Source organism: Nocardia sp. CA-129566, from assembly GCF_050956075.1.
Taxonomy (GTDB): Bacteria; Actinomycetota; Actinomycetes; order Mycobacteriales; family Mycobacteriaceae; genus Nocardia.
In genome coordinates this window covers 8,211,679-8,225,686 of record NZ_CP192085.1, presented here as the reverse complement: position 1 = coordinate 8,225,686, position 14,008 = coordinate 8,211,679, and the positions used below count along the sequence as shown (strand labels likewise).

10 protein-coding genes are annotated in these 14,008 nt (G+C 66.6%); 6 read left to right on the top strand and 4 right to left on the bottom strand.

The features are described from left to right. Positions 1 to 2: 2 nt before the first annotated feature. The 3 genes from ACQP0C_RS36730 to ACQP0C_RS36720 all read right to left on the bottom strand — a co-directional run bounded on the left by ACQP0C_RS36730 (position 3) and on the right by ACQP0C_RS36720 (position 3,730). Entirely contained in the window at positions 3 to 1,244 is a 1,242-nt protein-coding gene (locus tag ACQP0C_RS36730; RefSeq protein WP_433727659.1) for a DUF7373 family lipoprotein, read from the bottom strand. Then, the gene (locus ACQP0C_RS36725; protein WP_433727657.1) at positions 1,241 to 2,440 is read right to left on the bottom strand and encodes a DUF7373 family lipoprotein; all 1,200 of its coding nucleotides are present in this window, start codon (positions 2,438 to 2,440) and stop codon (positions 1,241 to 1,243) included. Before ACQP0C_RS36725 ends, ACQP0C_RS36730 begins: the two co-directional genes overlap by 4 nt. Positions 2,441 to 2,524: 84 nt before the next feature. After that, complete coding sequence (locus ACQP0C_RS36720; protein WP_433727655.1) at positions 2,525 to 3,730, bottom strand: DUF7373 family lipoprotein; 1,206 nt, start codon at positions 3,728 to 3,730, stop codon at positions 2,525 to 2,527. Between the two features lie 142 nt (positions 3,731 to 3,872). Here ACQP0C_RS36720 and ACQP0C_RS36715 point away from each other — a divergent pair, with 142 nt between their 5' ends. Next, the gene (locus ACQP0C_RS36715; RefSeq protein ID WP_433727653.1) at positions 3,873 to 5,159 is read left to right on the top strand and encodes an FHA domain-containing protein; all 1,287 of its coding nucleotides are present in this window, start codon (positions 3,873 to 3,875) and stop codon (positions 5,157 to 5,159) included. Here ACQP0C_RS36715 and ACQP0C_RS36710 read toward each other — a convergent pair. Further along, entirely contained in the window at positions 5,156 to 6,547 is a 1,392-nt protein-coding gene (locus tag ACQP0C_RS36710; protein ID WP_433727650.1) for a metallopeptidase, read from the bottom strand. The genes ACQP0C_RS36715 and ACQP0C_RS36710 overlap by 4 nt on opposite strands. Before the next feature lie 161 nt (positions 6,548 to 6,708). On the opposite strand from ACQP0C_RS36710, the gene ACQP0C_RS36705 reads away from it, so the two are divergent. The 5 genes from ACQP0C_RS36705 (at position 6,709) to glmM (ending at position 13,834) form a co-directional block, all read left to right on the top strand. Next, positions 6,709 to 9,315 (top strand): FHA domain-containing protein, encoded by a 2,607-nt coding sequence (locus ACQP0C_RS36705; protein ID WP_433727648.1) that lies wholly within the window; start codon positions 6,709 to 6,711, stop codon positions 9,313 to 9,315. A gap of 64 nt (positions 9,316 to 9,379) precedes the next feature. Next, positions 9,380 to 11,146 carry a hypothetical protein gene (locus tag ACQP0C_RS36700; protein ID WP_433727645.1) on the top strand — a complete coding sequence of 589 codons (1,767 nt, stop codon included), beginning with the start codon at positions 9,380 to 9,382 and terminating at the stop codon, positions 11,144 to 11,146. A 147-nt stretch (positions 11,147 to 11,293) separates the two neighbouring features. Then, on the top strand, positions 11,294 to 11,737 hold the full coding sequence (rplM, locus tag ACQP0C_RS36695) for a 50S ribosomal protein L13 (protein WP_354951732.1): 444 nt from the start codon (positions 11,294 to 11,296) through the stop codon (positions 11,735 to 11,737). Next, on the top strand, positions 11,734 to 12,249 hold the full coding sequence (gene rpsI, locus ACQP0C_RS36690; RefSeq protein WP_433727643.1) for a 30S ribosomal protein S9: 516 nt from the start codon (positions 11,734 to 11,736) through the stop codon (positions 12,247 to 12,249). Before rplM ends, rpsI begins: the two co-directional genes overlap by 4 nt. 208 nt (positions 12,250 to 12,457) lie before the next feature. Then, on the top strand, positions 12,458 to 13,834 hold the full coding sequence (gene glmM, locus ACQP0C_RS36685) for a phosphoglucosamine mutase (RefSeq protein WP_433734758.1): 1,377 nt from the start codon (positions 12,458 to 12,460) through the stop codon (positions 13,832 to 13,834). Positions 13,835 to 14,008: the final 174 nt, after the last annotated feature.

Here is a 14,008-nt window from a genome sequence, read left to right as displayed (position 1 = left end):
CTCTAACGGTTGTTCGCGAACAACGCGTACTGCGCGGCGGCCTGCTGCTGGGCGTCGCCGAGTTGATTCGCGCTGACGAAACCCACGTATCGGTGATAGGCGACGATGCAGGTGAATCGCTTGCCCTTGGTCGCGGATTCCTGGTTTTCCACACAGGCCGAGTCGGGCAGGTCGGGCGGTGCGGCGGCATCGCGGGCGACCGCTGTCATGGTGACTCGATCCCGCACGATGGCGCGTGCGGCGGCGTCATCGGCCAGCTGGATCACCGGGGTGCGTCCGAGCGCGGCGAACCGACCGATATTCCGCGCACCGAAGCGGGTATCGGCGAGTTCGCGGTCCTTGGCGAAATGCAGCATGCCGTGACCGCCGCTGACGAATCCGTCGTCATCGTCATATCCCGGTTTCAGCTGCTTGCCATCGGGATCGAGCACGTGGTCGAGCAGCCGATCCGGATCCCATGGCAGGTCGATCGTCTGGGCCGCGGTCAGCGCGGGCAGCTGGTCGAGCTGGGCGAGTTGCAGGTCGTAGGCCCGGTCGGCGAGTGCGGTGAGCGCGTTCAGGTCGGTTTCGGGTGTGCTGACCAGGAAGGCGACCACATAGGATCCGTGCGCGAGGACGGTTCGCAGCACCGGTGCGTCCGGACGCCAATGTGATTGCGCCGCAGGATGTTTCGGTAACGGGACGCGCTGATTGCTATCTTTGAAGGTCGCGAAGTCGGCCTCGTGGAACTCCGCCGCGGCGGTGCTGGCCCGATCCGCGTCGGGGAACTGCATGACCATGGTCGCTGCGTACCTGGATTTCGCCGGGGCGGGGACCGGCCAGCCCGGGAAGGCCAGAAAGGTCGATGCGTTATCGGATCCCTGCGATTCGAAACCGAACATCATCTTGTTGCGCTTGATGATCTGCTCCACCGCGGACCAGTCGCCGAGTTCGTCGGGTCGGCCGGGAATGGTGCCCGAGTGCAGGCCGTACTTCATGCTCTTGTCGATCTCATATGCGGAGACGACATGGTCGGACAGTCGCATGGCGGCGACCTTGCCCATCTCGTAGAAGTTCGGGACGTAGGCGTCATCGTGTGCGTTGCGCGGTTCGGTCGGGTATTTGCCGACATTGAGCTTGCGAACGTCGATTTCGGCGGGCAGCGCGGTCGGCGATACGGTCGTCCCGCACGCCCCGAGCAATACGGCGAGTGCGAGTGCGGCCGTGACCGCGAGGTAGCCGCGCAGTTTGCGAATCGTACTCATTTGGCGTTCACCAGCAATGCGTATTGGGCCGAGATCCGCTGCTGCACATCATTGAGCTGGTCGGACCAGGTGTACCCGGTGTAGCGGTCATAGGCCACCGCGCAGTAGAAGCGGATCGCCGACTTGTCCCGACCGAGGTACTCCTGGCACCGGGCTTGCGGCAGATTCTTCGGCGCGGGCGCGGATCGGAACTTGCGGCTGGGCCCGACGAGCTCATCGCGCAACTGTTGGGCCGCAGCGGCATCGGCCGTGCGATACACCTCGGCGCTGTCGACGGCGAACCGGTCCACGCCGGCCCGCTGGAATTTCGGAACTTCCTGCGCTGGTGCGGAACTGAAGTGCTCGGCGCCGCGAGCGCGGTAGGCGCCCGGCGGATTCAGATTGAAATCCGCGTCGAGTCGGGGCAGGGTGCGCCCCAGCATGCCGTCCAGGTCGAGCTGGGCGCTCATGAGCTGGGCCGGCGGTGTCGGGACGAATTCGCTGAGCGCCGGAACCATCTTGTCCAGGCTCTGGGTCACGAGGGTGACGAGCGCGGGCAGGTCCTGTTCGTCGAGGAAGATCTTGCGGTAGTCGTAGACCCAGCTGTAGACGACCAGCTTGCCGGTGGCGAAGAACGATCCGATGGACTGCTGGATGGGTCGCCAATGTGCCTTGGCGGCAGGATATTTCGGGATAGCGACCGGCTGATTCGCGGCGGCGGCCGCCTCGAAATCGGAGCGCTCCAACGCGACCGCCGCGTCCGTGGCATGCTGCTCGTCCGGGAACTCCATGATCACATTCATCAGATCGGTGCCGCGATTGTCCTGCGCCGACGAACCGAAGCTCACGAAGCCGGTAATGAAATCCGGTGCCACCGTGTCGAATTCGTCGAGTTTGATGGCCCAGTGCAGATCCGAGGTCTTCGGATCGAAGAAGATCTTCGAGCTGAAGTGCGGCGCGTACTCGAAGCGCGGATCGATCTCGCGCGGGGTGGGCACGAAATTCGCCAGCCGTTCGGCCTCGACGATCCGAGCCTGGTCGTAGTTCTTGGCCGCGCCGTAGTCATGCGGTTTGGTCGGGTAGTTGCCGACCTCGAGTGTGTTCGGATCGACCGCGGTGTCCGCGGTCGTGGTCGCCGCACTCTCGGATCCACATCCGCCGATCACCAAACCGACGGCGATCAGTGCGCAGGCAGCGCGAACAGAATTCGTTCTCATGGTGCAGCGGTCTTCCCCCCGGTAGCAGTCTGACCGAATGCTACAACGGGGGACCCGCCGAGGCGTACCGCTGGGTCTGCGGACTCAGAGGCTGTTGGCGAACAGCGCGTACTGCGCGGTCACCTTCTGCCGCACATCCGGTTCCTTATCGCTGGTGACCACACCGACATACCGCTTGTACCCGACGTAGCAGCGGTACTTGTACTGCCGCTCGGGATCGCCTTTGCTGTTGAGCTGCAAGCACTTCGCGCCCGGCACATCCTTGGGTGCGTCGATGGGTTCGAAGGTGTCGCGCACCTCGGTCATCAGGCCATCGATGAACTTCTGCCCGGCCGGATAGTCGCGGACGCGGGTGACCGAGCCGTTGTCGACAATGGCGAATTTCTCGACCCCGACCTCGTCCACCAGTTGCTGGGTCTTGGTCTCGTCCTCGGCCGATTGGACGAAGTAGCTGGGTCCGTAGACCGCGAAATTATCGGCATTCGGGGTGTGGCCGCGTCGGTCGGCGACCACGACGCGGGCGAGCATGTTCTCCGGATCGACCTTCAGGCTGTTGAACTGGTCCTTCGGTGTGGCCTGGAATTTGTCCAGCGCGGGCACCTGAGCGTCGAGTGTCTTCTCGACCCAGCTCAGCAGGTCCGCACCGTCCGCGCGGGGCCGCCCGACGAACAGCGAGATGACGAATTCCTTGTGCGCCATAAAAGTTCCGATATTGGGAATGCCAGGGCGCCAATGGATATAGGCATCCGGGTATTTGCTCGACGGCAGTTTGCGGTTATCGGGGGAGATATTGATATCGGCGTCTTCGAGTTCGCGGGCCGCGATTTTCGCGGTGGCCTCGTCCGGGAACCGGAAGACAACATTGGTGACCGCGGTGGTGTCGGTCGAGGGGCGGGTCTGCCCGGCGGGATCGGGCTTATCCGATCCGCTGGTGGCGTATCCGGTGAGGTAGTTGCGGTTCACCAGCACCGGTTTCGACGCGGAGGCGACATGCTCGACGGCATCGTCGATGCTGCTGAGTACCTTGCCTTCGCGGCCGTAGGTGAGCGACGGGTCGATCTTCGTCGTCGCGACAACGGCTTCCGACATCCGCATACCCTCGAGCAGCGCCCCGTGCGAGCCAGCGTCCTGGTTGTATCGGTGCCGATCGACCGGATACGTGCCGACCTCGAGTTTGCGTACGTCCTGTTCCGCCGCCAGCGGCGTCCCCTGGACGCCGCTGCATCCGGCCAGCACCCCGGCCAGCGCGATACAAGCTACGGCAAACGCGATTCGCGAAGTCCTGACCATGGCAGACCCCTTTGTTCCTCCCGTTGTGCATCTGAAGTTACCGGACGGACGCCGGGCAGGGGGGCCTATGAGGGGTGGGTTGCAATACCCTTGGGTGTGTGGTGACAACCCTGCGATGCCTATCCATAGGAGGCCGATACCGTTGAAGGATCGGCAGGTTGAGGTTGTCGCCGGGAATCACGCCGTCGCCCGGATCGCGGGTGCGGTGGTGCTCGTCGCGCATCGTGGGCATTCTCGACCGACGTCGGAGGCAACCGCCGTCATCGCAGTGGAATCACTGGCCGAACTCGTCCGCGAGGCCGCCGATCAGCATCCCGACGGCCCTGGCGCATTGGTCGCGCGCGCGGCAACTCGCTGGCTCATGAAATATGCCGAACAGATCAGTCCCGGCGCACCGATCGATTTCGGCATTCTGTCCGCGGCCGAGACCGGCGGCGTGGCGATCTTCCTGCACGGCGCGATCACGGCGGTGCTGGCCGGTGACGGGACGCTCGAGCGCTACCGGGGCAGCGACGCCGCCTTCACGGTCGACCGGGTCGCGACGGTGCCCGCGCGGGCGGTCGCGTTATTCGTCGACGACCCCAAGGGCCGCATTCCCGAACTGCCCGCCGAACGCGGAATCGGCTGGCTGGTGGAGGGAATCGCGCAGGCGGGCGGTGCGATCGTCTGGTCCGACGCGGTGCGCGGCAGGTCCACATCGGTGCCGTCCGAGGCCGCCCATCGCCCACCGCCGCCAACCGCGCGCATCGATTCCGGTCCGACCCAACGGCCGCACCCCGAACCGCAGCTGACCGAGACCAGAGCCTCGACCGCGATGCTCGATTCGGTCCAGGACCAGCAACCGGTCGACCCGCATCACGCGCCGACCCAAACGGGCGGCACCAACCCGGCCCCGCGCCCGGATCCGGATCTACAGCGCCGACTGGAGGCCACCGCCAAGGCCACCGCGCTCACGGTCAAGGTGATGGGATTCAAGTGCGCGCGAGCCCATCCCAGCGATCCGCGCTCGGCCTTCTGCACGGTCTGCGGGATGCCGGTGGATCAGACGCAGCAGCTGATCGAGGTGGTGCGGCCGCCGCTGGGCATGCTGGTCCTCGACGACGGCATGACCTACATGCTGGCCGCGGACGCGGTCCTCGGTCGCGATCCGGAGCATTCCGAACAGGCGCGTCGCGGCATGGTGCCGTTGAAGGTCGAGGACTCCTCGGGCGGCATGTCCCGCGCGCACGCCGAGGTGCTGCTGGTGAATTGGGATGTGTCCCTGGTGGATCGGGGATCGACCAACGGCACCCGCACCCGGCTGCCCGGCTACCGCGACTGGATCCGCCTGGCACCGCATCAGCCGATGGTGCTGGTGCCGGGCACCGAAGTGATGATCGGCAACCGGGTGCTGCGCTACGAACCCGCCGCCCCGCCGCCGTTCGGCTAGGAATACCGCGACGTGCAGGTGTGCGCGCCATTGAGCACCCCGGCGCGGAACGCGTCCACTCGGGAGAACCCACTCGGTACCGTCTTACCCTCGACATCGCTCGCGGCCAGCCCATCGGCCAGCAGTCCGGAGACCGCCTCATCGAGATCGCCTGCGGCCAAGACGATATCGCCCTGCGCCTGGGTCCGCCCCGGCTGCGCGAGCTTGCCGGTGACCACACCCGACAGACAGGCCGCGCGCAGTCCGGCCTTGGCGCCGACGAGATCCTGGCCGCTGCTCTGCTGCACCGCGAGGGTATAGCGCGAGATGAAGACGATATAGCCGTTGTAGTCGCCGGTCACCTTGATCGGCAACGGATCCTTGTCGTCGGCGTTCGAGGTGCCGCGCTGGGCGAGCGCGGGCACATCGGTCGCGATGGTGTTCTTGGCGGGACAGTAGGAAACCGGCGGTGTCGCGACGCCGTTCCTGCAGTCGATCTTCGCGCCGGAATAGTCATAGGTCGGCTCCGGCTTCAGCGGCAGGATCGCGGCGAGGGCCTTGCTGAGTTCGATCAGACTGTCCTTATCGATCGGATTCTCACCGCGGCCCGGATCGTCCTTGAAGCTCTGCGGCAAATTGCCACGGCGGCGGGCGATCTCGTTCATATCAATGGCCTTGCAGGCCTTCGGGCCGTCGGTGAAGCCGATCTGCACGGCCGTGACCCGCTCGAACGCCGAACCGTGCACGCTCTCGGGATCGTCGGGATTGGAATCGCGAATCGCGACCGTCGCGGCCAGCACCGAGTTCAGGCCGTCGGAGGTGTTGATGGTGAAGTGCTTCGATTTGCCTTCGGCCACATGGCGAATGAACGCACCCGAGAAACAGTCCGCCTGCTGTTCCTTGACGATCACCGGATCCTTGGTCTGCACGATTTTGGCCAGCGTCTGGATGGCGTGCCCGTATTCATGGGCGAGCACCATGATCACCGCCATCTTGCCGAAGGTGTCCTCGATGGTCGGCAGCAGCACCGAGCGGTCCCAGCCGATGGAGTTGTCCAATCGGCAGTAGGCGGCGTTCACCAGGTGATAGGTGGACTCCTTGCAGAATTCGAGCGCCTGACTGCGCGGCGCCTTCGCGCTCCAGGAGATCAGCTTGTCGACCGGCTTGAACTCACCATCGAAGTCCTTGCTGTATTCGGCGCGCCAATAGGTCTGAATATCCTCGATCGCGTTGAGCGCCAGCGCATCCACCTCACCGCTGTCGCCGTTGATCGCGGTGAGCGAGGTATCGGGGACGTTGGGGCGCGGGCCACTCGGGCCGCTCGTGGTGGGTAGTCCGGCGACCTTGAACGGATCGTCGTAGACCGAAACCGCACGACCGCTCACCTCACGAGTACAGCCCGCCAACATTGCGATTACGCATAGCACTGCGGTAAGGACTGCGGTCGCTCGGAGTTTCGGCAAGGCTCCCCCTAGTCGGCCGGTAGCGCGTTCATAACGGTCTCCGGATCGGGGTAGAAGGCGCATCGGGGGCACCGCCGAAGTCCGGGTGATGGAATAGTATCCGCTGCATGTCTTCACCGGGGGCGCAGACCATCACCGTGCGCCATGATGGAACCGAACGGGTCTTCGATTCGAATCAACAGGTCACGATGGGGCGCGCACCGGAAGTGATGCTCTTCGTGGACAGCCCGCTGGTCTCGCGAGTGCACGCGACGCTCGCCTGGCAGGGGAACAGCTGGGTACTCACCGATAATGGCAGCACCAATGGCGTTTTCGTGGATGCGCGCCGGTTGAGTCAACCGGTTGCGATCACCCGGCCCACGCAGGTGCGGCTCGGGGATGCGATCAGTGGTCCGCTGCTGCATCTGCTGCCCGCGGCGGCGTCGTCGCGGCCGCGGTCTCCGATGGCCCAGCCGCCTGCCCAGCCGCCCGCCGCACAGCAGCGGTCGTCGGTGCCGCCGGGGTATCAGCATCCGCGACGCACACCACAGGCACAGCAGCGTCCGGAACAGCAAGCCGCACAGCAACAACCCGCACATCCGCCTTCGCAGCCGCAGGCCCAACAGCAGCACCCACAGCCACCCTCGCAGCCGCAACCTCAGCAGGCACCGCCTGTCCAATCGCAGCAGCCGAACGTCAATATGACCTTCAAGGCCGATACCTCGATGCTGCCGCCGGTCCGCTCGCGCCCGTCCACCGCGCCGATCGCCAGGGCCGACCGGCTGCCGCCGGGCGGGCTCAATATCGGTCGTACCTCCGATAATCAGATCGTCGTCAACGATCCGCTGGCCTCGCGCAAGCACGCCCGCCTGGTCGCGGACTCCGAGGGGCTGACCATCGAGGACCTCGGTTCGGCCAACGGCACCTTCGTCAACGGCCATCGCGAGCAGCGCACGGTGCTGCGCGAGCGCGACATCATCACCATCGGCAATATCGACTTCGTCGTCCAGCAGGGCACTTTGGTGCTTCGGCAGAAGCCGGTCGCCGAACAGGGCCTGCACGTGCACGGCGTCGGCTTCACGGTCGAGGGCAATAAGCAGTTGCTCATCGATGTCAATATGCAGGCGGGGCGGGGCACACTGACCGCACTCATCGGTCCGTCGGGCGCGGGCAAGTCGACGCTGTCGAAATTGATCGCGGGCACCACCCATCCCTCCGGCGGTGTGGTCACCTTCGAGGGCCGCAATCTGCACGCCGAATACGAAGCGCTGCGCTCCCGCATCGGCATGGTGCCGCAGGACGATGTGCTGCACCGCCAACTGACCGTGCGCCAGGCCCTCGGCTATGCCGCCGAACTGCGGCTGCCGCCGGACAACTCGAAGGCCGACCGCCAGCAGGTGATCGACGGTGTGCTGAAGGAACTTTCGCTCACCGAACATGCCGACACCAGGGTCGACCGGCTCTCCGGCGGTCAGCGCAAGCGCGCGTCGGTGGCGCTGGAACTGCTCACCGGTCCGTCGCTGCTGATCCTGGACGAACCGACCTCGGGCCTGGACCCGGCGCTGGATCGTCAGGTCATGGTGATGCTGCGCGAGCTGGCCGATGCCGGACGCACGGTCATCGTCGTCACCCACTCGGTGGCCTGCCTCGACATGTGCGATCAGGTGCTGCTGCTCGCCCCCGGCGGCAAGACGGCCTTCTGTGGACATCCGGCCAGCGTCGGCGCGGCCATGGGCACCAGCGATTGGGCGGAGATCTTCGGCCGGGTGGCCGCGAATCCGGATCAGGCGTTCGCCGCGTACCGGTCCAGGCAGGCGTTCGCGCCACCGCCGCCACCGCCCACGCCGCCGCGGCAGGGTTCGGCGGGCAGTCCGCCGCAATCCGGGCGCGCCAAGCAGTTCTCCACCTTGGCGCGGCGGCAGGTGCGATTGATCTTCGCGGATCGCGGTTATCTCGCGTTCCTGGTGATTCTGCCGTTCATTCTCGGTGCGCTGTCGCTGGTGGTGCCGGGCAGTAACGGTTTCCAGTCGGGTCCGCTGGAGCAGGTGCAGAGCGGCAACGAGACACTTTTCGTGCCCTCCGGCGGGGGCGAGACCCAGCAGCTGCTGGTCGTGTTGATTCTCGGCGCCTGCTTCATGGGATCCACGCTCACCGTGCGCGACCTGGTCGGTGAGCGCACCATCTTCTATCGCGAGCGCGCGGTCGGACTGCTGCCATCGGCCTATCTGCTCGCCAAGATCGCCGTGTTCAGCATTACCGCGTTCCTGCAGTCCGCGGTGCTGGTCGGGATCACGCTGGTCGGCAAGAAGCCGCCGCTGCAGGGTTCGGTGATCTCGAACGGACCGGCCGAGCTGTATCTCGACATCGCCCTGACCGCGGTCTGCTGTGTGGTCTTCGGCCTGCTGCTGTCCAGTCTGGCGAAGTCGAACGAGCAGGTGATGCCGATGCTCGTGGTGATGATCATGGTCCAGCTGGTGATGGCCGGCGGCCTGATCCCGGTGACCAACCGGGTCGTGCTGGAGCAGGTCTCGTGGCTGTTCCCATCGCGCTGGGGCTACGCGGCCGGGGCGTCGACGGTGGACATTCGGACGTTGTTCGCCAGCGCGCAACCGGACGCGTTGTGGAAGCACGAGGCGAGCATCTGGTACCTCGATACCGCCCTGCTCGTGGCGATCACCGCGGTGCTCGCCATCATCACCTGGCGTCGCCTGCGGTTGCGAAAGTCGACGGCGTGAGCAGCCGGTCGTCCGAGGTCTACCCGGATGCGGTGAGCATGTCGGTCGCGCAGCAGGCACACTTATGCCTGTGACGGTGCGAGTTGGGGCAGTACATCTCGGGTGGGATGTGGTGTCCGTTGCCGCAGGCGGCGGTGGGACACCGATCCGCCCGGTACAGGTAGAAGGAACATATACGCCGCCCGCATATTTGCTGGCGGATTCGTCGGGTCGGCTGCATACCGCCGGTGTGGAGCGGCAGCGGCCGGATCTGGGTATGGCGATCGCCGACGTGCGCGACATCCTCGGACATCCGCAGATCGTGGTGGCCGGTGCGACGTGGCCCGCCGAACTGGTGTTCCGGGCTCGCATGTACAACCCGCTCGCGGCCATCGGCAAATATCTGCGCGGCAAACCGGATCTGGTGGCCCTGCCGTTCCCGGACGGCTGGCCCGACGCCAAGGTCGATGTGTACGTCGATCTGGTCGAACGGCTCGATGTGACGGTGGAGCCGCTGCCGGAGAGTGTCGCGCTGTCCGGATATGTGCGCGCGCTCGGTCTGGTGCGCTCGCCGGACGAGCGCAATCCGCACGGCATCGGCGCGACCGGGGTGTACTCCGACGGGCGGACCATGCTGGTGGTCGCGGTGCACGGCGACGATGAGCAGCCGACCGAATCGGTCGATGTGCCGGTGACCGCCGAGGCCATGCGCGATGCGCGTTCGGCCGACAATGTGGTGATCGAGGTGATGGCAGCGGCCCGTTCCATCGGCGCGGACACCTCGACGGTGCTGCTTTCGGGCAATGTCTGCTTCAACGACGCACTGCGGCTGGCCTTCCAGAACCACCTGGGACACCGGTTGCACGTGGCCGATCACCCGATGCACGCGCTGGTGCTCGGCGCCTCACATCTGTTGGTGACCGATAACGAGAACGGAGAGCCCGAGTCGGCGGGGCGGCATGCCGAGCCGCCGCCGGTGTCGCGGGAGCGGCAGGTGGAGTCGGCGCAGCAGGCCGAATCCGCCCAGCAGCAGGCGCTTGCGGCGCAGCGGCAGGCCGAGGCCGCGCAGGCGTTGTCGGCGCAGCGGCAGGCGGAGGTATTGCCGGGACGGCCGGATCTGCCGTCGCGGCCGGAGCAGGTGCCGGGTCGTCCGGAACCGAGACCCGGGCATCCAGAGCCAGCGCAACCGCATGCGCCCGTGGTTCAGTACGGGCCCGGGTATCCGACCGTGCCGCCCGCCGAACCCACGGGTGAGGAGCCGACCACGAGGGTCGGCCGGGAATCCCTACCGCCGAATCTCGCCGAGTTGGGTAGTCGATTCACCCGGCCGCCCGGGCAGTACCCCGATGAGCAGCGGCCCACCGCGATGGGGCGTCCGCAGGCACCCGCACCCCAGAGCCCCCCGGCGCCTCCGCTCGGACCGCGCGGTCCGTACCAACCGCCGCAACCTCCTGCTGCCGAGGGCCAGTGGGGCGAGCGGCCAGCCGAATCGGACGACGACAAGCCGCGCAAGGGCAAGCGGTGGGGCAAGTTGTTCGGCGCCCCAGCGGTGGCCGGTGCCGCCGCCTTGGCCGCCATGGGCATGCCGTCCGGCGGCGACCGGGTCGAACTGGCCGCCTCGATCGCGGGCGTGACGCCGGTCTCCTGTCCGTTGACCCCGTATGTCACCAATGAGCAGCGTGCGGGCATCGCCGCGGCGCGCGGATCCGACCCGGGCATGGTCCTGGTACTGGAAGAGTCGGGCTACGACGCGGCCGGAGCGGAGTGCGCGCAGCCGAGTATCGACGTCCCCCGCTATGTCGTGCCCGGTCCGCCCGGCGCCATCGATCACGGTCCGCCGATCGAGATCTGACCGGTTTCATACCGCTCGGGCATGGCTGGTATCGTTGCCCGTTGGCGTGTGAAAGGGTATGTCGAGCCCCGGGTCTCCACCGGCCGCCGGGAACTCGCTCGACCGCACGTCGTGGCTGGCAACACCGACTACAGACAGGGAACCACTGTGCCTACGTACAGCCCCAAGGCGGGTGACGTGACCCGGAAGTGGTACGTCATCGACGCCACTGACGTAGTGCTCGGCCGTCTCGCCGTCCAGGCAGCGAATCTGCTGCGCGGCAAGACCAAGCCGACCTACGCGCCGAACTTCGATGGTGGCGACTTCGTCATCATCATCAACGCCGACAAGGTTGCCATCTCCGGCAACAAGAAGTCGGACAAGCTGATCCACCACCACAGCGGACACCCGGGCGGCCTCAAGTCGCGCACTGTCGGTCAGGTGTTGGAGTCGCGCCCCGATCGTCTCGTGGAGAAGGCCGTCAAGGGCATGATCCCGAAGAACAAGCTCGGCAACGCCATCGCGGGCAAGCTGAAGGTCTACGCGGGCCCGACGCATCCGCACGCCGCCCAGCAGCCCATTCCGTTCGAGATCAAGCAGGTGGCCCAGTGACCGCTCCTGAGGAATTCAACGAGGACTACGCCGACGACGCGGCCGTCGAGGACGCCAACGTCGAGGTCGTCGAGGAGGAGTACGGCTACGAGGCCGAGCCCACCACCTACGCCCCGATCGTGATCGACCGCCCGGTGCAGACCGTCGGTCGCCGCAAGGAGGCCGTTGTTCGCGTGCGCCTGCTGCCGGGTACCGGCAACTTCGTGCTGAACGGCCGCACCATCGAGGACTACTTCCCGAACAAGGTGCACCAGCAGCTGGTCAAGTCCCCGCTGGTGACCGTCGAGCGGACCGAGTCCTTCGACATCCACGCGCGTCTCGTCGGCGGCGGCCCCTCGGGCCAGGCCGGTGCGCTGCGTCTGGCCATCGCCCGTGCGCTCATCGAGGTCACCCCGGATGACCGTCCCGCCCTGAAGCGGGCCGGATTCCTCACCCGTGACCCGCGTGCCACCGAGCGTAAGAAGTACGGCCTCAAGAAGGCCCGCAAGGCGCCTCAGTACTCGAAGCGCTGATTTTGGCTGCGTCGGCCGCTGTCTTCCGTCACCCTGGAGGTGTTGGAGACGGTACGGTCGGCGGGGCACCTGCACGAGAGCAGGCTCCCAGTATCGCTGGGCGCCTGCTCTCGTGCTGTATGAACTCGAGGCATTCGCGGGGCACTTCCCGGTCGTACAGACCGCTGCCCTCGGGCACGCCGCGGATCCACCGATGATGGGCGAGGGTATGGGACGTTTGTTCGGCACCGACGGAGTCCGCGGGCTTGCCAACGGATCACTGAGTCCGGAACTGGCGCTACAGGTTTCCGGAGCGGCGGCGCAGATCCTGAGCCGCGGCAAGAAGCGCGCGCTCGCCGTGGTCGGTCGCGATCCGCGCGCCAGCGGCGAAATGCTCGAGGCCGCGGTGACCGCCGGTCTGACCGCCGCGGGTGTGAATGTGCTTTCGGTAGGGGTGCTTCCGACGCCCGCTGTCGCGTATCTGACCGGTCTGTACGACGCCTGCCTCGGCGTCATGATTTCGGCCTCACACAATCCCATGCCGGACAACGGGATCAAGATCTTCGCGGCGGGCGGGCACAAACTCGATGACGCGATCGAGGACCGGATCGAGGCGCTGATCGCCGAGGGCGCGCCACTGCGTCCGGTCGGCGCCGCCATCGGTCGGGTGGTGAACGCATCCGGTGCCCGCGACCACGGGCTGGTCATACCCGATCAGTACAGCGTGGCCGGGACGCACGAGCGCTACGTCGAACATCTGGTCGAGGCGACCGGGCAGGATCTGGCCGGGCTGACCGTCGTGGTCGACTGCGCGCACGGCGCGGCCGCCGAGGTCGGTCCCGCCGCGTACCGCGAGGCCGGAGCCACGGTGTTCGCGATCAATGCCGAGCCGGACGGCCTGAACATCAATGACGGCTGTGGCTCGACCCATCTCGACCAGATCCAGTGCGCGGTGCGTGAGCACGGCGCGGATCTGGGCATCGCACACGACGGCGACGCCGACCGCACCCTGGCCGTGGACGCCAATGGCGCGATCGTCGACGGCGATGCGATCCTGGCCATCCTCGCGCTGGCCATGCACGAAACCGGCTCGCTCGCCCAGAACACCTTGGTCGCCACCGTCATGAGCAATCTCGGCCTGCACATCGCGATGCGGGAGGCCGGAATCACCTTGCGCACCACCGCCGTCGGCGACCGCTACGTACTCGAGGAACTGCGCCGCGGCGGTTACAACCTGGGCGGCGAACAATCCGGCCATGTGGTGTTCCCCGACTACGGCACCACCGGCGACGGCATCCTCACCGGACTCAAACTGATGGCCCGCATGGCACAAACCCGCCGCACACTGGCCGATCTGGCATCGGTGCTCCAGACCGTCCCCCAGGTCCTGGTGAACGTCCCGGTCACCGACAAGGCCGCGGTCGCCGCCGCCCCCGAAATCCAGGAGGCGGTCCAGGAAGCCGAACGAGCCCTCGGCGACTCCGGCCGAATCCTGTTGCGCCCCAGCGGAACCGAACAACTGGTCCGAGTAATGGTCGAGGCCACCGACCCGGTCCAGGCCCAACAGTTGGCCGACGACCTGGCCAAGCGCGTCGCCGCGGTGTAGGGCCGCGCCTTCAGCGCCTGCGCACCCTGTGCGAGAGCTTCGGTACCCGGATGTGAAGCTGCCACGACGTGCGGACCGGAATCTCGCCGTTGTCGGGCGATCCCGATGCGGCGAGTTGTCCACAGGGAACCGGTTATCCACAGACTTTCTGTTTGCGCTGGTCGGTGCCGCGAG